The sequence below is a fragment of the Ruegeria sp. AJ12 genome (genome assembly GCF_056536245.1).
On record NZ_JBQFJJ010000001.1, the window covers coordinates 2,514,011 to 2,536,764 of the forward strand.

Consider the following 22,754-nt stretch of genomic DNA (forward strand, 5'->3'; position numbering starts at 1 on the left):
TTTTTCTGGGAACAACAGAGCCGCCAATCATGATCAAATGCGCACAGTGAGGGTGTTTCTACGCAAATTGACTGCCAACATGCAGGGCTTACATCCCGTCCAAGAAGTCAGGAGGCCATCATGTCCCTAAGACCCACACTTGAGACCCGCCAAGCCATGCCCACGATGGAAGGCGCCGGCGTCAAGCTTCACCGCGCATTCGGATTTCAGGATCCGTCCGAACTCGACCCGTTTCTGCTGTTCGACGACTTCAGGAACGAACGCCCGCAGGATTATCAGGCCGGGTTCCCCTGGCATCCCCATCGCGGGATCGAAACCATCACCTATGTTCTGGCCGGAACCGTCGAACATTCGGACTCGCTGGGGAACAGTGGCACCCTGGGGGCCGGAGACGTTCAATGGATGACCGCCGGGTCCGGAATTCTGCATCAGGAGATGCCACACGGCAACGCATCCGGTCAGATGCACGGGTTCCAGTTATGGGGCAACCTGCCCTCGGATCAGAAAATGACGGCCCCGCGTTATCAGGACGTGCAAGGCAAGGATATTCCCGAAATCATCGATGACGACGGGACATCCGTGCGCGTCATCGTTGGTGAGTTTTGGGGTAAAACTGGCCCGGTCGACGGGATCGCGGCAGATCCGCAATATCTGGACATTCATGTCCCTGCCGGCGTGAAAAAGACGTTTCGTGTCGACACCTACCGGCGCGCCTTTGCCTATGTGTTTCAGGGCGAGGCCGCTTTTGCCGATGCCTCTGCGCCAACCGGCGTGTTGTTGGAGAAAGAAGTGGCCGGGCAAGAAGTCAACATTCGGGATATGTCCGGTGATCGCACGCTTGTCCGGTTCGGAACGGGGGATGAGATCACCGTGCAGGCCGGTCCGGACGGCGTCCGTTTCCTGCTGATCTCGGGCGCGCCGATTGACGAACCCGTAGCCTGGCATGGCCCGATCGTTATGAACACCAGATCAGAACTGGAACAGGCCTTCCGGGAATTGCGCAACGGGACTTTCATTCGTCCTGCGCATTGAGCGCAGTGCGGCCTGGCGCGGATAGCGTCAGGCCGTCACCGCCCGGCGCACCATGTCCCAGTAGATCTGCTCGACTTCGTCCAACGACAACCGCCCCCCCGCCCGATACCAGGTCATCACGCCATTCAGCATGGCAATCACAGCCAGCGTTGCAATCTTGGTATCCGTGATCGAAAACAACCCTGCCTTCTGTCCATCATTCAATATGGATTCGAGCGAGTCTTCGTACCTGCGTCGCAGGCCTTCAATCTCGGTGAAATTCTCGGGCGTCAGGTTTCGCAACTCCATATAGGCAATGAAAACCTCGTCCGGACGCTGAAGATGGAACCGGATGTGAAACCCGACAAACCGGCGCAGGTTCTCCTGAGCATCTGCGCTGTCTTCCAGCGATGCATAGGCTTCCAGCAGCTCTTGCATGTGGTCGCGCATCAAACGGTACAGAAGGCTCTGTTTATCTGGGGTGTAGTTATACAGCGCACCGGCCTGAACGCCGACGTCAGACGCGATCTGCCGCATGGACACGGCTGCATAGCCCTGCCGTGCAAACAGCCTCAATGCGGCCTTGCGAATACGCGGCCCCGTGATATCCGAATGTGAACCCTGTGTACGTGCCATGAACTCACCGTATATGAACAATTGTTCATATAGAACCCTGCTTGAACCGGTATCGTAAAAGGTGCATCACGGACGTGCAGTTGCCCGTGAAAAGGTTCGCCATGAAGCCCCTGACCGTGTTGATGTTGATCTTGACCTGCGCCGGATGCACCGACTTCCCGGAACTGGACGGCAGTGAACCCCCTTCGGTCCAGGCCGCGCCCTACCCACGCCTCATCCCATTGCAGGACACGCTTGGGCCCCCCATCGACCCCATTAATGAAGCCGCTGAGGTCGAAGACGAGCTGACAGCGCGCAGCAAAGCGCTCGCGGCCAAAGCACAGGCGCTGCAAAACGCACAAACCAACTGAGCGATTGCGCCTTTGGCCTTTGTTGGGCCTTGACGGATTGCACCATCGGCCTGAACCGGCTAAGGCAGCGCTGAACGGACAAGACGTTCGAAAACAGGCAGGTCGAGCGGAAAGGAACCCACGGAATGACACAGGCGTTGCGGCTGGGAATTGCAGGCTTGGGCACTGTTGGCGTGGGCGTTGTAAAGATTGTCCGCCGTCACGCAGACCTGCTGCAGGCGCGCACAGGGCGCCCGGTCGTGATCACGGCGGTTTCGGCGCGGGATGCTCACAAGGACCGCGGCGTAAACCTGTCGGACTATGCGTGGGAAACTGATCCTGTGGCCTTGGCACAGCGGGATGATATCGACGTTTTTGTGGAACTGATGGGTGGCGAAAACGGCCCGGCCAAAGCATCGGTCGAAGCGGCGCTGGCCAGCGGCAAGGATGTTGTCACCGCCAATAAGGCGTTGCTGGCGATCCATGGTCAGGAGTTGGCGGAGCAAGCCGAAGCGGCAGGCCGTGCCATCCGCTTTGAGGCCGCAGTCGCGGGCGGAATCCCGGTGATCAAATCTCTGACCGAAGGTTTGGCCGGAAACGAAATCACCCGTGTGATGGGCGTTATGAACGGCACCTGCAACTACATCCTGACCCGGATGCAATCGCAGGAACTGGGCTACAATGCCCTGTTTGAGGAGTGCGCGCAGCTTGGTTACCTCGAAGCTGATCCGAACCTCGACGTGGGCGGCATCGACGCGGCGCACAAGCTGGCCCTGTTGTCCTCAATTGCGTTTGGCACGAAACCGAATTTTGACGGGATCGAGATTGAAGGCATCCAGCAGATCAGCCTGGACGACATCCATCAGGCGAGCGACATGGGATACCGCATCAAACTGCTGGGTGTCGCGCAACGCACACCGCGCGGCCTTGAACAGCGCATGCAGCCGTGTCTGGTGCCAAGCGACTCGCCGCTGGGGCAGCTTGAGGGCGGCACCAACATGGTTGTGATTGAGGGAGACGCGGTCGAACAGGTTATTCTGCGTGGACCCGGTGCCGGCGAGGGTCCAACCGCCAGCGCCGTCATGGGAGACATCTGCGATCTGGCGCGCGGCCTTCAGATTCCCACTTTCGGGCGCCCCGCTGCGTCCCTGCAAGAAGCGAGACCGGCCCGCACAGGTCTGCCCGCGCCCTATTACCTGCGCCTCGCTCTGCTCGACAAACCCGGCGCGCTGGCCAAGGTCGCGGCCATTCTGGGCGACGCCGGCGTCTCCATCGACAGGATGCGCCAGTATGCGCACCCCGAAAGCACGGCCCCGGTTCTGATCGTGACGCACAAGACCACCCGCACAACGCTGGACCACGCTCTGGATGGGTTGCGCACAACCGATGTGGTATCGGGTGACCCGGTCGCCCTTAGGATCGAACAGGTCTGACCCCTTGCGGCCTGCGTCGCGGGCAGGCTATGCCAGACACAACGTCTTTGCTGACCAAAGGATTGCATCTCATGACAGCCGCCAAGATCGACTTTAACGACCGCTTGCTCTCGCTTGGCCTCGCGCGGGTTGCGGAACAGGCCGCCCTTGCCTCGGCTTCGCTGGTTGGGCGCGGAGACGAAAAAGCCGCCGATCAGGCTGCTGTCAACGCGATGCGGGAACAGCTGAACCTGCTGGATATCGCTGGTGTTGTCGTGATCGGTGAAGGCGAGCGGGACGAGGCACCGATGCTGTATATCGGCGAAGAGGTTGGCACCGGCAACGGCCCCGGCGTGGACATCGCTCTGGACCCTCTGGAAGGCACCACGCTGACCGCCAAGGACATGCCCAACGCGCTGACCGTGATCGCCATGGGCCCGCGCGGCTCGATGCTGCACGCACCGGACGTCTACATGGACAAGCTGGCCGTTGGTCCGGGATACGCCGAAGGCGTGGTCACGCTGGACATGAGCCCCCGCGAACGGGTCGAGGCGCTGGCCAAAGCCAGAAATTGTGCCCCGGCCGATATCACGGTCTGCATCCTGGAACGTCCGCGTCACGAGGCGATGATTGCCGAAGTGCGTGAAACCGGCGCGGCGATCCGCCTGATCACCGATGGAGATGTGGCCGGTGTGATGCATTGTGCCGAAAGCGAAGTGACCGGCATCGACATGTATATGGGCCAGGGCGGCGCACCCGAAGGTGTGCTGGCTGCCGCAGCCCTGAAATGCATGGGTGGTCAGATCTTTGGTCGCCTGATGTTCCGCAACGATGACGAACGCGGCCGCGCCGCCAAGGCAGGCATCGCCGATCTGGACCGTGTCTATGCCCGGGACGAGATGGTCACTGCGGATGTGATCTTTGCCGCAACTGGCGTCACCGGAGGCTCGCTGTTGCCGCGTATCAAGCGAGAGCCGGGCTGGGTCGAGACCACGACGCTGCTGATGCGTTCGAAAACCGGGTCCGTGCGCCGCATGTCCTATCGGACGCCGATGTGGCCGCACAATGCCGGATAGCGGCTTGCGCGGCGGTCTTCGGCGAAAGTATCTGTAGTAGATAAAAAGGCCGGGTCCGATGGGGTCCGGCCTTGACCGTAAAGGGGAACAGGTTGAGCTTTCTGGGAGTCGAGCAATCCCTTACGGGGCGGCGCTGGGTCGGGCCCACGCCCGAGGTCGAACGCGCGGCCGCGATGCTGGCCCAACAGGTCGACCTGCCCCCAGCCCTTTGTCAGGTTCTGGCCCGGCGCGGCGTGCCACCTGTGGAAGCCCAAAGCTTTCTGGACCCCAAGCTGAAAGAGCTGTTGCCTGACCCGCGCACTCTGAAAGACATGGAAACAGCCGCTGCGCGGTTTCTGACCGCCGTACGCCAAAAGCAACGCATAGCCGTTTTTGCGGATTACGATGTCGACGGCGGCAGTTCCGCCGCATTGCTGATCGTCTGGCTGCGTCACATGGGTCTTGAGGCGACGCTCTACGTGCCTGATCGCATCGATGAAGGGTACGGGCCGAATGTGCCGGCCATGAGGGACCTGGCGCAAACCCATGATCTGATCCTGTGCGTGGATTGCGGAACGCTCAGCCACGAGCCCATCGCCGCCGCCAGCGGTGCGGATGTGATTGTTCTGGATCACCACCTAGGTGAGGAAACCCTGCCCGATTGCGTGGCTGTGGTGAACCCGAACCGTCAGGATGAAAGCGGCGATCTGGGCCATCTCTGCGCGGCCGGTGTGGTTTTCTTGATGCTGGTCGAGGCCGGGCGGCAATTGCGTGAGGCCGGAACCAAAGGCCCCGATCTGATCTCTCTGCTGGATCTCGTCGCATTGGCCACGGTCGCTGACGTCGCCCCCCTGATCGGCGTCAACCGGGCACTGGTGCGGCAGGGCCTTAAGGTGATGAGGGCCCGACAGCGCCCCGGTTTGGTGGCCCTGTCGGATGTGTCGCGGCTCGATACTGCACCCTCCAGCTATCACCTCGGCTACGTGTTGGGTCCGCGGGTGAACGCAGGCGGGCGGATCGGTCAGGCTGATTTGGGCGCGCGTCTGCTCAGCACCGAGTCTGCGACCGAGGCCGCCGCCCTGTCGCAACGGCTGGACGCGTTGAATACAGAGCGCCGGGACATCGAAAACACCGTGCGGGCGGCGGCGCTGCAACAGGCCGAAGGCCGCGGTCTGGACGCCCCGCTGGTCTGGGCCGCTGGCGACGGCTGGCATCCGGGCGTGGTTGGTATCGTGGCCGCGCGCCTGAAGGAAGCCGCGAACCGCCCGGCCATTGTCATCGGCTTTGATGAGGATGAAGGAAAAGGCTCTGGCCGGTCCGTATCCGGTGTGGATCTGGGGGCTTCGATCCAACGCCTGGTAACCGAGGGGTTGCTGGCCAAGGGCGGCGGTCACAAAATGGCGGCAGGTCTGACCGTCATGCGGGATCAGTTGGAGCCCGCAATGGCGCGTTTGAGCGAGTTGCTGGCCAAACAGGGCGCAGGACAAAGGGGCCCCGCGGACCTCAAGCTGGACGGCACACTGATGCCCGGCGCAGCGACCGTTGGCCTGATCGAACAGATCGAACAGGCGGGCCCGTTCGGGGCCAGCGCCCCTGCCCCGCGCTATGCCTTGCCGGACCTGCAGGTCCGCTTCGCCAAGCGCGTCGGCGAGACACATCTGAAACTATCGCTGTCCGATGGGCTGAACGGTGGCCTGGATGCCATTGCCTTTGGCGCATTCGACGGTCCGATGGGGGAGCGTCTGTCCAATCACGGCGGCGCGCGGTTTCATTTTGCCGGCCGCCTCGAGGTCAATTCCTGGGGGGGTCGCCAGAGCGTCCAGTTGCGCCTGGAGGATGCGGCAGAGGCGAAATAGACCGTGTTTCATCACGGCTTGACAGACGCCAAAAAACTTTAACACCGCTGCATTTTTCGGCTTGCGGGGGTCCCGGCGAAACCGTAAAAGGCCCTCCACAAGCCAGCGTGGCCCGTTCGTCTATCGGTTAGGACGCCAGGTTTTCAACCTGGAAAGAGGGGTTCGATTCCCCTACGGGCTACCACTTGTGCTTGATTGGTCCAGTTGGCCCGTTCGTCTATCGGTTAGGACGCCAGGTTTTCAACCTGGAAAGAGGGGTTCGATTCCCCTACGGGCTACCATTCGTTCATGATTTTCAAATAAAATCATATACTTAGAGAATAGGCGCCTTCTCCACCTAAGTATTGCCTTGGAAAGCGAAGGCCCACAAACGGCCCCAAAGGCACGCGCAACCGCTCACGAAGGTGTGGTTGAATATTTCGGAACATCCGATCAACTGATGTGCTTCGGCAGTGATTGCGGTAGGAATAGGTTATGAGAACCGGCAACATACCCTTTCGCTTTGACATGACGGACCTGCTGGCGCGCGCGCGTCGCAGGTATACGAAGCACGTAGGCAACTTAACTATCAAATTGCCATTCGTGAGCATTGCGGTTGATCCAACCGACATAGAGCAACGGGTTGCGCGTGAACTCGTTATTCGGCTGGCAGATCGCCGCGTTCTATCTGCATGGGAATGCTGTGACAATTGTATCGACAACGCGTTGACGTCCCTGCGTGAGATACGCTCGATACTCGTGGATAAACAGGTCGAACTTTCAAACCTGCGTGACGGATCATTGTATCTTCTCATGGAAGCTATGGCATTGGGAATTCGTCAGTTCTTGACCTACGAAGAACTCTTGAACCGATCCGACGATGCGCCGCGGAATCCGCAGTTTGGCGAGTTCTACAGGCCATCGGACACGCGACAAGCCTACTTCGACGCCTTGGAAGTGTTGCGCGGCCATCTAAGCCGGTGCTTGGGCCAAGTCGCCGCTATCGGTGCGATGGACTTGCCACAAGAAGGGTTGGTGAAAGAGTATCAAGGCAAGTGGCAGATAGAAGCATACGAAGGTTTACCCGTCGAACATCAAGACAAGACGTAGCAAGGCCACGGCTCCGTTGGACGCGGCCTCGGCGCGGTCGATGCGATGGGGCAATTGCCGCAGAGAAACACCGCCTCGATTGGAACCAAACCCAAAGGCGAAAACGGCACGCCACAAGTGCGCAGGGCATGGCCCAGACCGATGGGGCGCAAAGGGTCAGAAACTGAATGTCTTACGGCACAGATCCTCGATCTGTTGCCAGATCGACTTGTATTCCGGCGTGTTTTCAGCCGCGTAGTGGAAGTTCTTCATCAAACCCGTCAGCTGTGTGAATACCTGCCGCACCTCGGCCTTGTCTGCAAATTCGGCTGTAGATTGTGACACGCCATAGACCAGTTTAAAGGTCATCTTCTGCCGCTCCAGCGGCACGGTGGCGTCCACCTTGTCGAACGCGTCCTGCTGAAGATAAACCATATCGACAAACAGCGCCTTCTGCTGCGTCACGAAATCCTCGATCGTGACACCTTCCTCCCCGGTCACCTGCATCATCTGGTCGACCTGTTCCCCTTTTTCGATCAGGGCCAGCAGATCGCGCACCTTGCCCGTCCAACCGGGTTCGGCATTCTTGTCGTACCAGTCCGACAGTTGGTCCAGATAGCGCGACCAGCTGAGCATCGGATCGACCGCGGGATAAAACCGCTTGTAGGCGCGTTCGGACGACAGCCCGAGAAAGCACTTTACCGTCGAAAGCGTCGATTGCGTGACCGGTTCGTCAAAGTTGCCGCCGGCAGGTGATACCGTACCGATCAGCGTCAGGCTGCCGAGATCTCCGTCATTGGTCTTTAACGCCCCGGCGCGCTCGTAAAGACCCTTGATGGAACTTTCCAGATAGGCTGGAAACCCTTCCTCTCCCGGTATTTCTTCCAGCTTACCAGATGTTTCGCGCATGGCCTGCGCCCAGCGGCTGGTGCTGTCAGCGATCAGCAGAACGTCGAACCCCATCTGTCGGTAATACTCACCCAGCGTGATGCCCGTGAAGATCGAAGCCTCGCGGGCGGCGACCGGCATGGACGAGGTATTGCAGATGATGATCGTTCGATCCATCAGGCTGCCGCCGGTGGTCGGGTCGGTCATCTTGGGAAACTCGGAAATGGTTTCAACGACTTCCCCGGCCCGCTCGCCACAGGCCACAACGATCACGATGTCCACCTTGGCGTTTCGTGCGATCAGGTTCTGCAGCACGGTTTTGCCGGCGCCAAACGGCCCGGGGATACAAGCGGTGCCCCCGCGCGCAATGGGAAAGAATGTGTCGATCAACCGTTGCGATGTCAGCACTGGCTCGGTCGGATACAGACGTTCAGACAGGGCTCGCTTGAGGATGCTTTCAGGCAATGGCCGCCGGACCGGCCATTTCTGTAACAGGGTCAGGGTGTGTTCGCCGCCCTGTTCGTCCTCGAGCCGGGCGATGATGTCGTGGATCGTGGCTGCACCTTTCTGCACCCAAACCACCTTGTAGTCCCCGGACCAGTTGAACGGCAGCATGATCTTGTGGGTAAAATGCCCCTCGGGCACCGTTCCGATAATGTCGCCCGCGGTGACCGTGTCTCCGACCTTGACCGCAGGGGAAAACGACCACTTGGCCTGATCGTCGAGCGGTGCAACATCAGCACCGCGGGGCAGAAAGGTCCCGAACTCTGCCGCAACCTTCGGCAAAGGCGACTGCAGGCCGTCGAAGACCTGACCCAGCAGACCCGGTCCCAGTTCGACAGAGAGGAGCTGCCCCGATTGCTCGACCGGATCGCCAACCGCAATACCGTTGGTGCTTTCGTAGACCTGCACATCAGCGATGTCGCCGCGAACCCTAAGAACTTCGGCTTTCAGACGTTCTTGCCGACCGCCAGGGCCCGGGCGCGTCGGCAGAATGAAGACGACTTCGTTCTTGACCAGCTGCCCGGGATGGCCGGACGCGTCCTTGTCCGCCTGTATCTGCACAAGCCCTTCCTGAACGGAAACCACGCGCGCGGTGGCGGTGGAAGAGGATGACGTTGGGGCGGTCATGCGCTTGCTCCCTCAAAATCGATATCGGCGACATCGGCCATCGCCTGCCGGGCCAGTTTTTCAAATCTGAGCGCGGCGTCCTGCGCGTTGCTTTGCGCCCAGCGGTCGAAGATGCTCCAGATCAGGACGTAGATGGCGACCGCCTCGAAATCGAACATGTGACGGGCCGCATGCCGCTTTAGCTGTCTGTGGCTTACCGACAGAAGGAGACGTTCAAGCCCCAAGGGGTCATCGTTGTCCAGTAATTGATGTGCCTCTTTCACCCAGGGCATTGCGCGCTCAAGTCCGAAGCCGGGATCGGACCATTTGGCCGGGATATGGCGGTTCCACCGACCCATTCCGAACGACCCGGCCGGCGGCCCCTCTCCACGGTTGCGCAGACGCATTGCAGCCATCACCGAACGCAACTCCATCCGTTCCATGAACAGCTTTTGCAGGGTCGGTTGCGGGATATCGCGCAAGGCCTGTTTGCAACGCTGGATCGCCTGTGCGTCGGTGACATCCATGTCATAGGCGCTCCAGCTCAGGGCATGTTCCAACACACTCAGAACGCACGCGTCTTCGGTCCGCAACGCTTTGAGGCGGCGATCCAGCCTGAGGCGGGACAGCGGGGGTTGCTTGGCGACAAACAACCGTTCAGACCCGGGTAAGCTACAGATCAGCGCGATATAGGCGTTGGGGTCCGACATCTCAGCGGATCACCCCTTCCAATACCGCGCGAAAGCGGGGCTGCAGATGCTGCATCAGCAACGAGGCCACAGCCTTGTCGGTCAGATCCAGAACGACGCCCTGATCCTCGGCCCGTACACGGATACCAACCTGCGTGTCGTCAGAGGCGTGCAGTTCGACATTCTCGCGCAGCATTTTGGCCGTCAGACCCAGCACGTATTTCGTCAGCTTCCCGGACTGGATGTCATCGGCGTTCTGTTTGATGTCTTCCTGGGTGGCCACCTTTGCCGGCAGGATGACTTGCACCTTGCCATCCAGATTGGCACCCGTGGCGGCGCGGCCAACAACCTCAAGGATCATCTGTTTCAGCAGCTCTGGATCCGCCATGTCCTTGGTGACAAGGCGCTCCACATCCTCGCGGAACCTGCCGGTCAAGCCAGCCTTCATCGTCAGAACCGCGTCGCGCATCGCGGTGTTCAACGCCTCTTCGCCTGCCGCGCGATAGTTGTCGGCCTCGGTGCGCGCCTTTTTGAGGTAATCATCGGCTTCGCGCCTGGCATCGGACAATATGCGGGCCGCCTCGGCCTTGGCATCGGCGCGCAGTTTTTCAGCCTCTGCCTGACCAGCCGCAACCCCGTCGTTGCGCAGCTTGTCGATCAGGGCATCGACACCGTGAGAGATTGTGCGATCCTGCGCCATCAACTGATCCCCGCGCTGATAACCAGGGCGAAAACAAAGGCAAAGACGCCAAAACCTTCGATAATCGCGGCAGGCGCAAGAGCCAGGCCAAAGATCTCGGGCTTTTCCTTGGTCGCGTTGATCGCCGCAGCACAGGCCCGGCCCTGCCAGATCCCGCAATACATCAGCGCGATACCGGACAGGATACCGATCCCGAACAGCCCGCCCGCGTTGTCCGGCGTGACCTCCCGGTTCAATGTGAACATGATGACGATGCCATAGATCACCATTGTCGAGGGAAAGGCCGACACCCCGACAAACCGCCCATAGCCGCCTTCGGTCTCGGTCATGGCACCGATGCTGGCCTGCCCTGCGATGGCGCATCCAACGGCACTGGCCGCGGCGCCCAGCGCCATAGGTGCGTATATGCCCAGCCAGCCTAATGTGAGTACAAGCTCATTCATTCCTGAACCTCCTTGCGGGCGAACGGACGAAAGACGATGCCTTCGTCCGGCAAACCCCATTTAAAGAATTCGATGTAATTCAGACGCAGACCGTGCACGACGCCGCTCATCATCGCGAGGGCAAAGTTCAGAACGTGGCCAATGATCAGGATCAGCAACCCAAACAGGATACCCGGCCCCTTGAGCGCCTGCATCACGGACCCGGCCAGATCGTTGAAGGTGATTGCCAGCGACGCAGAGGCGAGACCCAGCGCAAACAGGCGCATATAGCTTAGGACATCACCAAATGCGCCCATTGCGCCTGCCAGGCTTTGCAAGCCGCCGATCAGCCGCCAGACCCAGTCCATGGGCGTCGTGATCACACGTTCGCTGGAAAACAGCACGATCGCCAACACACCGGCACCCATCATTACCGCGCCCGGCATCATCGACGCGCCGCTCATATAGCTCAGCCACAGAACAAGACCGCCAATCAAGGCCGCGATCCAGCCCAGGTTGGCGATCGCCTTGCGCTGCCCCCAGGCCGCGCGAGCCGCCAGCGCGTTCGCAAGCACAAGATGCAAAACGCCCACTACGATGGACACCATCATCATTGTGTTGAAATTGTTCAGATCCAGCAGCTTGAGCCTGCCCCAAACCGACCCAACCGGCGGCGACACACCAAAATAGCTTCCGACCATGACGCCGTAGACAATTGTTGCCCCGGAAATAATCAGCCCAAACCGCCGCCACGAGCGTTGAGCCGCCGTTCCATCTAATCGCCTCCAAAACGCCAGCAAGCCCAGCAGGATGACCGCGCCGTATCCCGCATCTGCCACGATCATCGCGAAGAATACCGCAAATGACACCGATACGATGACGCTGGGATCCCAGTCCCGATAGCCGGGCACCTGGTAAAACAATGCAAGATCGACCGCAGCGCTGCGTTTCTCGGGCTGTTCCAGCAATGTGGGCGGCGTATCGTCCGCCCCGGGGTCCTCGATCAGCACCGCAGCACCCTTGTCACCAGCCATGTCCAGAACCGCGTCCACACGATCCTCGGGCACCCAGCCCTGCAGCGCAAACACCGCCTCGTCATCCCGCACCTTTTGCCGGGCATGGGCCAGTTCAGCGGCGCTTTCCGCAGCAGAAAGGTTTCGGCGCATCAGCGTGAGGTATCGCGTCTGCGCCACCCGTTCGGCATCCAATGCCTCCAGCGCAATCTCGGCCTCTTCCAGCTGCGCTTCGAGCTCGTGAACCGGCAACGAACCCGTATGCGTTCTGGGGATCGGCAGAATGTCATCAGCGGGCTCGTCCGGTGAAATCAGAACGGCGTAAAGATACCGATGATCCTCCTCCAGCACTGCCCATGGCAGGTCGATCCCGGACAGGGCGTCCCGATGTTTGAGAGGGAGCCTGTAGAACCACAACCGGTTTCCGGCCAAAACATCCGTCGGAGGAAAATCCAGATCCCCCCACGGCCGCACCTGCGCGATGCGATGCGCCAGAAAATCCCGCCGGTCCATCATGTCCCGGCTGCGCTGCATCAGATCGCGGATGTCTTTGACGAACTGGTCCATGTCGAAATCCGGATCGCGCTGGATCTGGCGGCGCGGATCGGGAACTTCGGCCAGAAAACGCAGGGCCTTGTAAGCGTCCCTCGCCCCTCGCTCGCTGATTTTCTCGGGCTCGTTCGGCGGCTGCACCAACGGCAGAACGTGCATGCAGCCCAGCCCCTGCAACGCTTCGAGCGTTTCGGTCTTCTGCGCAGCGGGACCTACCAGCGACAGTTTTTTCAGTCTGGCAACCGTCATGCCGAAACATCCTGCGCATGCTTGCGTTTGGAGATTTTCGAACGGACGACCGCCTGCATCTGTTCGTCGCTCAGGTAAATGCGGATTTTCTTGATGTTGGCTTTTGCCCGGGGGATCAAAACCTTTTCGAACAAATTGACCCGTTGGGTAATGGTCGCGACCGCCTTGTCAAAGAGCCTTACACGTTCCTCAGCCACTTTGACCCGTAACCGCGCCTCGATCATATCGTGTAACAGCCGCGCCGTTGTATCGACCCAATGCGGTTTGGCGAGCACTGAATAAGGGCGGACCGCAACCTCTATCCGGTCAAGCGCGGGCATTTTCACACCCACGACGTTGATCTGTTTGATCTTGTAATCCTTCAGCGTAACCAACCCGTCCAGATCGATCTTCTGCTGGGCCAGCATGGGCAGTTTCTCACCGACCTGCCGGGCCAGTTCCTGCACCTCGTCCTGCAACTGCCGGACGTCGCCGCGGGCTTTGGCCCGTTCCGCCATCAATTGCTGGCGCTTGAGATCCAGAGACGGCAGAAACCGCTCATAGCTTTTCAGCTGGGTCTGTTCGCGGGCAAGCGACGATTTATTCAGCTGCAACCGTGCCATCGGCGTCCTTTGGGAAATACTTGTCTATCAAGGCCTGTTTCATCAGCAACTGCTCGGGCGCGAAGCATTCGGCCAGTGTTTTCCATCCCAGATCCAGTGCAGCTTCCAGCGGGATCGATACGTTGATGTCCATGAACCGGGCGCGAAACAAGGCCCCGAACTTGAGCAACTGATGATCATAGTCGGACAGATCAAAGGCCATGGCCTGCTTTTGCGCCGCGTCGCGGCTTTCGGAATAAAAGCGGATCATCGTGTTCATGATCTGCCCGTGATCTTCGCGCGTGGTTTTACCAATCACGTTCTGCTTGAGGCGCGACAGGCTGCCGAACGGATCAATCACCCCGGAATGCATATAGAATTGCCCTTCGGTGATGTAGCCCGTGTTGTCCGGTACCGGATGGGTCACATCGTTGCCGGGCATCGTCGTGACTGTCAGAACAGTCACCGAGCCCCCTTTGGCATAATCACAGGCTTTCTCGTAGCGCCGCGCCAGTTGCGAATAGAGATCGCCCATATAGCCGCGTTGGGACGGCACACGTTCCTGACTGATGCCCACCTCTTTCATCGCATCGGCATAAGCCGTCATGTCGGTCAGCAGGACCAGCACGCGCTTGCCCTCTTCCACTGCAAATTTCTCGGCCACCGCCAGCGCCATGTCCGGGACAAGAAGCCGTTCGACCAGAGGATCCATCGCCTGATTGACGAACATGACCGTCCGCGAGAACACGCCCGCATCCTCAAACGACGTGCGGAACGTGTGATAGTCGTCAAAGATCAGACCAAGCCCGCCAAAGACCACGATATCCGCATCCGCCTGAATGCCGATTCGGCTCAGGAAGGCGTTGAACGGCTCGCCCGAGACGGAAAAGATCGGAATCTTCTGGCTTTCGACCAGCGTGTTGAACACGTCGATCATCGGAACATCGGTGCGGATCATCTTGTTGGGCACCGCGCGCTCGGCCGGGTTCACCGTGGGCCCACCTATCTCAATCCTGGGCTCGGAAGACAGATCCGGCCCACCATCGATCGCCTCGCCGGAACCATCAAAGACGCGCCCCAGAATATTGGCCGAATACGGGGTCTGCATCGGATGCCCGAGAAACGTTGCGGTCGCCTCGGTCGAGACACCCTTGGTGCCGGAAAACACCTCAAGCGTCACCACATCCCGGTCGATAAAGATCACCTGCGCCAGAGTTTTGCGACCGTCCACTGTTTCGATCACAGCGAGATCGTTGAAGCGCACCGCAGAGTCGCCGGAACGCTCTGTCGGCACCCGAACCTTGATGGTATCGCCAACAATTTCCAGAACGCGTGTGTACTTCAGCAGACTTTGGGACATTACAAATCCTCATGCGTCCAAGTGATTATCAGTGTTCAGTGTCGCGGCGTCCAACGGCAATTTTTTGCAATCATGATCACAGCTTACAACGAATCCGCAGATTGACAAATTAGGACAAACTTAAGTCGCGAAACCTGTGATGGATCATTTACTAAAAATTTAGTTTGACACACAGGCAGAAAATCGCTGATGCTGTCCGGCATCCGGTCTGCGCCGGATAACCATAATTCTTGGGAGGAGACAGATGCGGAGACATCTACTTTCCGCAGTGGCGGCGGCTGCCGTCATTGCGGGGCATGGTCCTGCTTGGGCCGACGAAGCCGCAGCACAACGTTGGATTGACGACGAATTCCAGCCATCGACCTTGTCGAAAGACGAACAGATGGGTGAGATGCAGTGGTTCATCGAAGCTGCACAACCTTACGCTGGCATGGAAATCAACGTCCTGTCCGAAGGCATCCCCACGCACTCGTATGAATCCGAGGTTCTGACCAAGGCGTTCGAGGAAATCACCGGTATCAAGGTCAACCACCAGATCCTTGGTGAGGGCGAGGTGGTTCAGGCCGTTCAGACCCAGATGCAAACGGGTCGGAACCTGTATGACGGCTATGTCAACGACAGCGACCTGATCGGTACGCACTCGCGCCTGCAGCTGGCCTATAACCTGACCGAGCAGATGGGCGGTGACTGGTCCGCGACCACGTCGCCGACACTGGACCTGGATGACTTCATGGGCATTCAGTTCACCACCGGTCCGGACGGTAACCTGTATCAACTGCCCGACCAGCAGTTTGCGAACCTCTATTGGTTCCGCAAGGACTGGTTCGATGACGAGGACAACAAGGCCGCGTTCAAAGAGAAATACGGCTATGATCTGGGTGTCCCGGTCAACTGGTCGGCCTATGAAGACATCGCCGAGTTCTTCACCAACGACGTGAAGGAAGTTGATGGTGTCGCGATCTATGGCCACATGGACTACGGCAAGCGCGCACCCGACCTGGGCTGGCGTATGACCGACGCATGGCTCTCGATGGCGGGCGCCGGTGATGTGGGTGAGCCAAACGGCGTCCCGGTTGATGAATGGGGCATCCGCATGGAAGCGGGCACCTGTAACCCGGTCGGCGCTTCGGTGTCACGCGGGGGTGCTGCAAATGGTCCGGCTGCGGTCTATGCGATCCGCAAGTGGGATGAGTGGCTGCGGAACTATGCGCCGCCGGGGGCTGCGTCCTATGACTTCTACCAGTCGCTGCCAGCACTCAGCCAAGGCAACGTGGCCCAGCAGATCTTCTGGTACACCGCCTTTACCGCCGACATGGTGAAGCCGAAGTCCGAAGGCAACAATACCGTGGATGACGAAGGCACGCCGCTGTGGCGGATGGCGCCCAGCCCGCATGGCCCCTACTGGGAAGACGGCCAGAAGGTCGGCTATCAGGACGTGGGGTCCTGGACCTTCCTGAAATCGACCCCCTCGGATCGTGCTCAGGCGGCCTGGCTTTATGCTCAGTTCGTGACGTCCAAGACGGTTGATGTGAAGAAGTCCCATGTGGGTCTCACCTTCATCCGCGATAGCTCGGTCAATCACGAGTCGTTCACCGAACGCGCACCCAAGCTGGGGGGTCTGGTCGAGTTCTATCGCTCGCCTGATCGTGTGGCATGGTCGCCGACCGGCATCAACGTGCCGGACTATCCCAAGCTGGCCCAGATCTGGTGGCAGCAGATCGGTGATGTGAACTCGGGTGCCTTCACTCCGCAAGAGGCGATGGACCGTCTGGCCGAAGAGATGGACATCACCATGGCCCGGATGCAGGCCGCAGATGAAAGCGCCGGTGTCTACGGTGGCTGTGGCCCGCGCCTGAACGAACCGCAGGACGCTGCCTTCTGGCTTGAAAAGCCGGGCTCGCCCAAAGCCAAGCTGGAGAACGAAAAGCCACAGGGCCAGACCGTCAACTACGACGAACTGGTTCAGCGCTGGCAGTCCCAGTAAGCCACAAAAACAGGGGATGCCGCCTTAGGCATCCCCACCCAAGACCAATAACAGCGCCTGGCGCTGCGGGATCGGAACCCACGGACATGATCGAATTACAAGACGCGACCAAACGGGTCGGCAACGTCATCCATATCAAACCCACATCCCTGACTTTGCACACGGGTCACTTCAATGTGCTGCTGGGCGCGACCGGATCGGGCAAGACTTCTCTGATCAAGATGATGGCCGGGCTCGACCCCATCGCCTCGGGCAAGGTCCTGATGGATGGGCAGGACGTGACGCGGCTGAACACGCAAAAGCGCAAAATCAGCCTCGTGCACCAGTTCTTTGTGAACTATCCGCACATGACCGTTTTCGACAACATCGCCTCGCCGCTGCGTGTGGCCGGCATGGCGCAATCCGAAATCGAAGGCCGTGTGGAAGAGGCCGCAGACCTGCTGCAATTGCGCCCGATGCTGAACCGTCGCCCGCATGAGTTGTCGGGTGGACAACAACAACGCACCGCGCTGGCCCGGGCTATTGCGAAAGAGAGCCGCGCCGTGTTCCTCGATGAACCGCTGGCCAACCTTGATTACAAGCTGCGCGAAGAACTGCGCGAGCAACTGCCCGATCTGTTTGCCGGGCGCGGGGCTGTCGTGGTTTACGCGACGTCGGAACCCGAAGAAGCGTTGCTGCTTGGCGGTCAAACCACGCTGATGGAAGATGGTCGCGTCACCCAGTTCGGCCCCACCGCCGACATTTATCGGAACCCTGAAAACATTGCCGCAGCGCGGGTCTTCTCGGACCCACCGATCAATGTGGCGCGCATCACTGTCTCAGGCACGCAGGCGCAATTGGCCGGGGGTGGTGGCTGGCAGGTCTCTGACTTGGCTGATGGGGATTATATGGTCGCGGTTCGCCCGCATCGGGTGACGCCATTTCGCACCTCGGAAGCCGATGTCGAACTGACAGGCCGCGTAATCGTGACCGAGCTTTCCGGTTCGGATTCCAGCGCGCATTTTCGGCACGGTTCCGATGACTGGGTGTCTCTGGCCGCTGGTGTGCATCCATACCAAGTAGGCGAAGATCACAGTTTCTACATGAACCCGGCCCATTGCCGGTATTTCGGCCAAGACGGCAAAAGGGTGGCCTGACATGGCACAGATCAAGCTTTCAAACCTTCGCCACAGCTATTTCCCGACGCCCAAGGAGCCCGAAGACTATGCGCTGAAGGAAATCGACGTGACCTGGCGCGATGGCGGGGCGTACGCACTGTTGGGGCCGTCAGGGTGTGGCAAGTCCACGCTGCTGAACATCATCTCGGGTCTGTTGACGCCGTCCGAAGGGAAGATCCTGTTCGATGATCGCGATGTGACCGCCCTGACCCCAGATCAGCGCAACATCGCGCAGGTATTCCAGTTCCCGGTCATCTACGACACGATGACCGTCGGCGAAAACCTGGCCTTTCCGCTGAAGAACCGGGGGGTTGATGCCGCCACGATCAAGCGCCGCGTTGATGAGATCGCCGAGATGCTGGATGTGACAGACATGCTGGGTACCAGAGCGGCAGGTCTGAGCCCGGACAACAAGCAGAAAATCTCGATGGGCCGCGGTCTGGTGCGCGATGACGTGAACGCGGTGATGTTTGATGAGCCGCTGACGGTGATCGACCCGCATCTCAAGTGGAAGCTGCGATCAAAGCTCAAAGAACTGCACCAGCGGGTCAAAGCGACAATGATCTACGTGACCCACGACCAGACCGAAGCACTGACTTTTGCCGATGAGGTCGTGGTGATGCAGGAAGGCGAAGTCGTACAGATCGGCACGCCGGTCGAATTGTTCGAACGTCCTCAGCACACATTTGTCGGCCATTTCATCGGCTCGCCCGGCATGAACGTTCTGCCCTGCGAGGCCAAAGGCGACCGCGCCATCTTTGAAGGGCACGAGGTTGCGCTGGAAGGCCCAACCCACGGCGACGGCGGCAAAACCGATCTGGGCATCCGCCCGGAATATGTGGGCTTTGGCGACACGGGCATTCCGGCGCAGGTCACCAAGGTGTCAGACATTGGCCGCCACTATGTGGTCAGCGCAATGGTCGGCAATACCGCCCTCAAGGCTGTGACCGAACATGGCGCACCAGAACCGGGATCAAAGGTCTTTCTGCAGTTCAAACCAGAACAATCGCGCGTGTATCGCGACGGCTGGATCGCAACCGAGGAGCGCAGCAGATGAGAACAGAAAACCAAAAAGCATGGTTCTTTGTCCTGCCGGTGCTGGCACTGGTTGCGTTCAACGCGCTGGTGCCGATGATGACAGTGGTCAACTACTCGGTGCAGGAAACCTTTGGCAACAACCAGTTCTTCTGGGAAGGGCTTGGGTGGTTCGAACAGATCCTGAGGTCCGACCGGTTTCAGGCGGCACTGGGGCGGCAGTTCCTGTTTACCTTCATGATCCTGATCATCGAAGTGCCTCTGGGCATTATCGTCGCCCTGTCGATGCCGCGCAAAGGCTTCTGGGTGCCGGTCTGTCTGGTGCTGATGGCCCTGCCGATGCTGATCCCGTGGAACGTGGTGGGATCGATGTGGAACATCTTCACCCTGCCCAAGATCGGCCTCATGGGCTACTTCCTGAATGACGTTCTGGGCATCAACTATGACATGACGCAACAGCCGCTGTCGGCCTGGATCACGGTCATCGTCATGGATGTCTGGCACTGGACCTCGCTGGTGGTGCTGCTGTGCTATGCGGGCCTCGTGTCGATCCCGGACGCCTATTATCAGGCCGCCAAGATCGACGGTGCAAGCCCGTGGTCCGTATTCCGCTATATCCAGTTGCCAAAGATGAAGACGGTTCTGACCATCGCAATCCTGCTGCGGTTCATGGACAGTTTCAACATCTACACCGAGCCCTTCGTTCTGACCGGCGGCGGCCCCGGCAACTCGACCACCCTGCTGTCGATCGACCTTGTGAAGATCGCGCTGGGACAGTTCGACCTTGGCCCGGCGGCGGCGATGAGCCTGATCTATTTCGCCATCACGCTACTGGTCAGCTGGGTCTTCTACACTCTGATGACAAAGGATGACACGCAATGAAGAAGCGGTCCCTTATCCCGATCCTCTATATCGCCTTCCTGATGCTGCCGATCTACTGGCTGGTGGCGATGTCTTTCAAGACCACGAACGAGATTCTGTCGGGCTTTTCCCTGTTTCCCCAGACCTTTACGCTGGAGAATTACATCACCATCTTCACCGATCCGACCTGGTACTGGGGTTACATCAACTCGATCATCTATGTGACGATGAACACGGTGCTTTCCGTTTGCGTTGCCCTGCCTGCGGCTTATGCGTTCTCGCGCTACCGCTTTCTGGGCGACAAGCAGTTGTTCTTCTGGCTGCTGACCAACCGGATGGCCCCGGCGGCGGTTTTTGCTCTGCCATTCTTTCAGCTCTATTCGTCGATCCACCTGTTCGACACCTATCTGGCCGTGGCACTGGCGCATACGCTGTTCAACGTGCCGCTGGCGGTGTGGATTCTGGAAGGCTTCATGCGGGGCATTCCCAAGGAACTGGACGAAACCGCATACGTGGACGGCTATTCCTTCCCGCGCTTCTTCGTGACCATCTTCCTGCCGAACATCAAAGCGGGTGTGGGTGTGGCGGCGTTTTTCTGCTTCATGTTCTCATGGGTGGAAATGCTGTTGGCCAAAACCCTGACGGCGGTCGAGGCCAAGCCCATTGCCGCTGTCATGACCCGCACCGCCTCCAGCGCGGGGTATGAACTGGGTCTGCTGGCCGCTGCCGGCACGCTGACCATCATCCCCGGCGCCATCGTCATCTGGTTTGTCCGCAACTACATCGCGCGCGGCTTCGCGATGGGACGTGTATGAGGTTCGAAATGCAAAAGCTTCTATACACTCTTCCGCTTCTCATCCCCTCCTCTGCAATGGCGCAGGCCACAGCCGGTTGGGGCAATGTCGGACAGGAAGATGACAAAGGGTTTTCCTGGACCGCTCCGCTGTGGCCGGACTTCTGGATGGCGTGGACGCCGGCCACGCTTGCCGTGTTTATCGGGATTTTCTCGGCCATTGCCCTAATTGGCATTCTGGAAGTCACCCGGTTTCGGGACGGGATCGAACGGCGCGGTGTACTGGGTCTGACCACAACATTGGGCGACCGCTTGTTCATCACCCTGCTGGGGTCGGTCTACATCTTCCTGGCCTGGCTTGGCCTTGTCGGGCAGCCGATCTGGACCCCGCTTTTCCTCTCAATCGGCTGGGGCGTTTTTGTTTTCTGGAAAGTTTAGGCTTTGCGTAACCGTGAAAGGATGCTTGTTTAGCGGGCATACTAACCAAAATGGCGACACAAAAACCGATGCGTAAGAAAAAAACGACAAATCTGCTGACCGAGGTTGAGCTCGAGTTCATGAACGAACTCTGGGCGCTGGGTCAGGGCTCGGTTCGTGACGTCCTTGATCGCCTGCCACCAGAACGCAACCTGGCCTATACATCCGGCGCCACGATCCTGCGGATTCTCGACGAAAAGGGTTTTGTCGACAGCCGCAAGGACGGAAAGACGCTGATCTATCGGCCCCTTCTCGAAAAAGACAGGTATCAGGCACGATCGCTTCAGAACCTGTCCCGCACGTTGTTCGATGACACGCCCGCCACGCTGGTGGCGCGATTGGTGGACGACGCGGGGCTGAGTGAGGATGATCTTGAGGAAATTCGGGCACTGGTAGAGAGGAGACTGCAAAATGACAGCGGTTAAACCGGTTCTCGATGCGTATCTCGAATTGAACATTGTAATGGGCCTGTCAGCGGTGATCTGGCTGGTCGCACGCGCCGCGCTGGCCCGCACATCCCTGCGCCATGGCTTTGTGGCGCAACTTCGCACGCTGAAAGCCCTGTGTCTTTGCGTGTTGATCAGCCCCCTGCTCGCCCTCGGAGTATCCGCACTCGCCGCGCTCGCGTGGCCCAACCGTGGCGTCGCGCTGGGCGATATCGCGGTGGCGGCTTATCTGCGCGGCGATATTGCAATGCCGGCCACGCAGTTCGAGGCTTTGCTGAACACGAGGGAGCGATGGGTCGACCTTGTATTGTCCGGGCAATATGCCGTCGTGACGGTGATACTGGTCCTGTTGGCGGTTGTCGCTTGTCTGTTTGCGGCCCGCACCCTGCGGGATGCTCTTGCGATCCGGCAAACGGTCAATTCCAGCTTTCTCTGGCGGCATTCGGACAAGGTGGACATCCGGTTGTCAGACCGCATCTCGGTCCCGTTTGCGGTCCGAGGTCTACGTCGCCGCCATGTGGTTCTGCCCAGCCATCTTCTGGACACGCCACGCGAGTTGCGGTTCGCGCTGGCCCATGAATTCCAGCACATCCGTGCCGGCGACGTGGAATGGGAGATTGGTTTTGAACTTCTCAGACCATTGCTGTTCTGGAACCCTGCCTATTTGATGCTCAAGTATCAGTTCGGTCGCTTGCGCGAACTGGCCTGCGACCAGTCCGTGGTGGCCCGAAAACGGATTGATGCGCGGGACTATACAACTTGCCTGCTGGATTATTGCGCCCGCACCGTCTCGATGGGACGCCCGCGCGTTCTGAACGTCGCTCTGGTCACCGGCGGCAAAGCCAAGCGGGTGCTGCGACAGCGTGTGATTGCCCTGACCGATGCCCCGTCAGTTTCCACGCCTCTGCCGGTTGTGTTTCTGGGGCTTACGCTGACTTTTGCCACACTGCTGGCGCTGGGTTCGGCTGCGCTGCAGCAAACGCATGACTGGAGCCATGACCGGCTGATGCTGTCAACGGTGGTAAATCTGGAGCGGCTGCAAGCCCGCAATCAGGGAAACTGATTTCGGG

General features: G+C 59.5%; 22 protein-coding genes and 2 tRNA genes. 16 read left to right on the top strand and 8 right to left on the bottom strand.

Annotation, left to right across the window (positions count from 1 at the left end; genetic code table 11):
• Positions 1-120: 120 nt before the first annotated feature.
• Positions 121-1,032 carry a pirin family protein gene (locus ACR3E0_RS12715; RefSeq protein ID WP_480479185.1) on the top strand — a complete coding sequence of 304 codons (912 nt, stop codon included), beginning with the start codon at positions 121-123 and terminating at the stop codon, positions 1,030-1,032.
• A 27-nt stretch (positions 1,033-1,059) separates the two neighbouring features.
• On the opposite strand, the gene ACR3E0_RS12720 is transcribed toward ACR3E0_RS12715, so the two are convergent.
• On the bottom strand, positions 1,060-1,647 hold the full coding sequence (locus ACR3E0_RS12720; RefSeq protein WP_480479186.1) for a TetR/AcrR family transcriptional regulator: 588 nt from the start codon (positions 1,645-1,647) through the stop codon (positions 1,060-1,062).
• A 101-nt stretch (positions 1,648-1,748) separates the two neighbouring features.
• Between ACR3E0_RS12720 and ACR3E0_RS12725 the strand changes: the two genes are divergently transcribed.
• From ACR3E0_RS12725 to ACR3E0_RS12755, 7 genes are all read left to right on the top strand, one after another.
• Positions 1,749-1,997: a hypothetical protein gene (locus ACR3E0_RS12725; RefSeq protein ID WP_480479187.1), complete on the top strand. Its 249-nt coding sequence runs from the start codon at positions 1,749-1,751 to the stop codon at positions 1,995-1,997.
• Positions 1,998-2,122: 125 nt separating this feature from the next.
• Entirely contained in the window at positions 2,123-3,409 is a 1,287-nt protein-coding gene (locus ACR3E0_RS12730; RefSeq protein WP_480479188.1) for a homoserine dehydrogenase, read from the top strand.
• Between the two features lie 71 nt (positions 3,410-3,480).
• A complete protein-coding gene (gene glpX / locus ACR3E0_RS12735) occupies positions 3,481-4,464 on the top strand; it encodes a class II fructose-bisphosphatase (protein WP_480481029.1) in 984 nt (327 codons plus the stop codon).
• A gap of 92 nt (positions 4,465-4,556) precedes the next feature.
• Positions 4,557-6,299: a single-stranded-DNA-specific exonuclease RecJ gene (gene recJ / locus ACR3E0_RS12740; RefSeq protein ID WP_480479189.1), complete on the top strand. Its 1,743-nt coding sequence runs from the start codon at positions 4,557-4,559 to the stop codon at positions 6,297-6,299.
• Positions 6,300-6,408: 109 nt separating this feature from the next.
• Positions 6,409-6,483, top strand: a tRNA-Glu gene (locus ACR3E0_RS12745).
• Between the two features lie 22 nt (positions 6,484-6,505).
• A tRNA-Glu gene (locus ACR3E0_RS12750) sits at positions 6,506-6,580 on the top strand.
• Positions 6,581-6,806: 226 nt separating this feature from the next.
• Positions 6,807-7,388 (top strand): hypothetical protein, encoded by a 582-nt coding sequence (locus ACR3E0_RS12755; RefSeq protein ID WP_480479190.1) that lies wholly within the window; start codon positions 6,807-6,809, stop codon positions 7,386-7,388.
• A 156-nt stretch (positions 7,389-7,544) separates the two neighbouring features.
• Here the strand turns inward: ACR3E0_RS12755 and ACR3E0_RS12760 are convergent, their stop codons facing one another.
• Genes ACR3E0_RS12760 through ACR3E0_RS12790 form a run of 7 tightly spaced genes read right to left on the bottom strand, consistent with a single transcriptional unit; the run spans position 7,545 to position 14,931 of the window.
• Entirely contained in the window at positions 7,545-9,386 is a 1,842-nt protein-coding gene (locus tag ACR3E0_RS12760) for a V-type ATP synthase subunit A (RefSeq protein WP_480479191.1), read from the bottom strand.
• A complete protein-coding gene (locus tag ACR3E0_RS12765) occupies positions 9,383-10,075 on the bottom strand; it encodes a hypothetical protein (RefSeq protein WP_480479192.1) in 693 nt (230 codons plus the stop codon). Before ACR3E0_RS12765 ends, ACR3E0_RS12760 begins: the two co-directional genes overlap by 4 nt.
• 1 nt (position 10,076) lies before the next feature.
• Positions 10,077-10,754 carry a hypothetical protein gene (locus ACR3E0_RS12770; protein ID WP_480479193.1) on the bottom strand — a complete coding sequence of 226 codons (678 nt, stop codon included), beginning with the start codon at positions 10,752-10,754 and terminating at the stop codon, positions 10,077-10,079.
• On the bottom strand, positions 10,754-11,197 hold the full coding sequence (locus ACR3E0_RS12775) for an ATP synthase subunit C (protein ID WP_480479194.1): 444 nt from the start codon (positions 11,195-11,197) through the stop codon (positions 10,754-10,756). The genes ACR3E0_RS12770 and ACR3E0_RS12775 overlap by 1 nt, the downstream gene beginning before the upstream one ends.
• Entirely contained in the window at positions 11,194-12,990 is a 1,797-nt protein-coding gene (locus ACR3E0_RS12780) for a V-type ATP synthase subunit I (protein ID WP_480479195.1), read from the bottom strand. Before ACR3E0_RS12780 ends, ACR3E0_RS12775 begins: the two co-directional genes overlap by 4 nt.
• The gene (locus tag ACR3E0_RS12785) at positions 12,987-13,592 is read right to left on the bottom strand and encodes a V-type ATP synthase subunit D (protein ID WP_480479196.1); all 606 of its coding nucleotides are present in this window, start codon (positions 13,590-13,592) and stop codon (positions 12,987-12,989) included. Before ACR3E0_RS12785 ends, ACR3E0_RS12780 begins: the two co-directional genes overlap by 4 nt.
• Entirely contained in the window at positions 13,570-14,931 is a 1,362-nt protein-coding gene (locus ACR3E0_RS12790) for a V-type ATP synthase subunit B (RefSeq protein WP_480479197.1), read from the bottom strand. The genes ACR3E0_RS12785 and ACR3E0_RS12790 overlap by 23 nt, the downstream gene beginning before the upstream one ends.
• Before the next feature lie 244 nt (positions 14,932-15,175).
• Between ACR3E0_RS12790 and ACR3E0_RS12795 the strand changes: the two genes are divergently transcribed.
• The 8 genes from ACR3E0_RS12795 (at position 15,176) to ACR3E0_RS12830 (ending at position 22,747) form a co-directional block, all read left to right on the top strand.
• Positions 15,176-16,915, top strand: coding sequence for an ABC transporter substrate-binding protein (locus ACR3E0_RS12795; RefSeq protein WP_480479198.1), 1,740 nt, complete (start codon positions 15,176-15,178; stop codon positions 16,913-16,915).
• Between the two features lie 86 nt (positions 16,916-17,001).
• Positions 17,002-18,051, top strand: coding sequence for an ABC transporter ATP-binding protein (locus tag ACR3E0_RS12800; RefSeq protein ID WP_480479199.1), 1,050 nt, complete (start codon positions 17,002-17,004; stop codon positions 18,049-18,051).
• Position 18,052: 1 nt separating this feature from the next.
• Positions 18,053-19,129: an ABC transporter ATP-binding protein gene (locus ACR3E0_RS12805; protein WP_480479200.1), complete on the top strand. Its 1,077-nt coding sequence runs from the start codon at positions 18,053-18,055 to the stop codon at positions 19,127-19,129.
• Positions 19,126-19,989 carry a carbohydrate ABC transporter permease gene (locus ACR3E0_RS12810; RefSeq protein WP_480479201.1) on the top strand — a complete coding sequence of 288 codons (864 nt, stop codon included), beginning with the start codon at positions 19,126-19,128 and terminating at the stop codon, positions 19,987-19,989. The genes ACR3E0_RS12805 and ACR3E0_RS12810 overlap by 4 nt, the downstream gene beginning before the upstream one ends.
• Positions 19,986-20,783 carry a carbohydrate ABC transporter permease gene (locus ACR3E0_RS12815; protein ID WP_480479202.1) on the top strand — a complete coding sequence of 266 codons (798 nt, stop codon included), beginning with the start codon at positions 19,986-19,988 and terminating at the stop codon, positions 20,781-20,783. Before ACR3E0_RS12810 ends, ACR3E0_RS12815 begins: the two co-directional genes overlap by 4 nt.
• Before the next feature lie 8 nt (positions 20,784-20,791).
• A complete protein-coding gene (locus tag ACR3E0_RS12820; RefSeq protein ID WP_480479203.1) occupies positions 20,792-21,199 on the top strand; it encodes a DUF2160 domain-containing protein in 408 nt (135 codons plus the stop codon).
• Positions 21,200-21,267: 68 nt separating this feature from the next.
• The gene (locus tag ACR3E0_RS12825; protein WP_480479204.1) at positions 21,268-21,663 is read left to right on the top strand and encodes a BlaI/MecI/CopY family transcriptional regulator; all 396 of its coding nucleotides are present in this window, start codon (positions 21,268-21,270) and stop codon (positions 21,661-21,663) included.
• Positions 21,650-22,747 (top strand): M56 family metallopeptidase, encoded by a 1,098-nt coding sequence (locus ACR3E0_RS12830; RefSeq protein WP_480479205.1) that lies wholly within the window; start codon positions 21,650-21,652, stop codon positions 22,745-22,747. The genes ACR3E0_RS12825 and ACR3E0_RS12830 overlap by 14 nt, the downstream gene beginning before the upstream one ends.
• Positions 22,748-22,754 lie beyond the last annotated feature (7 nt).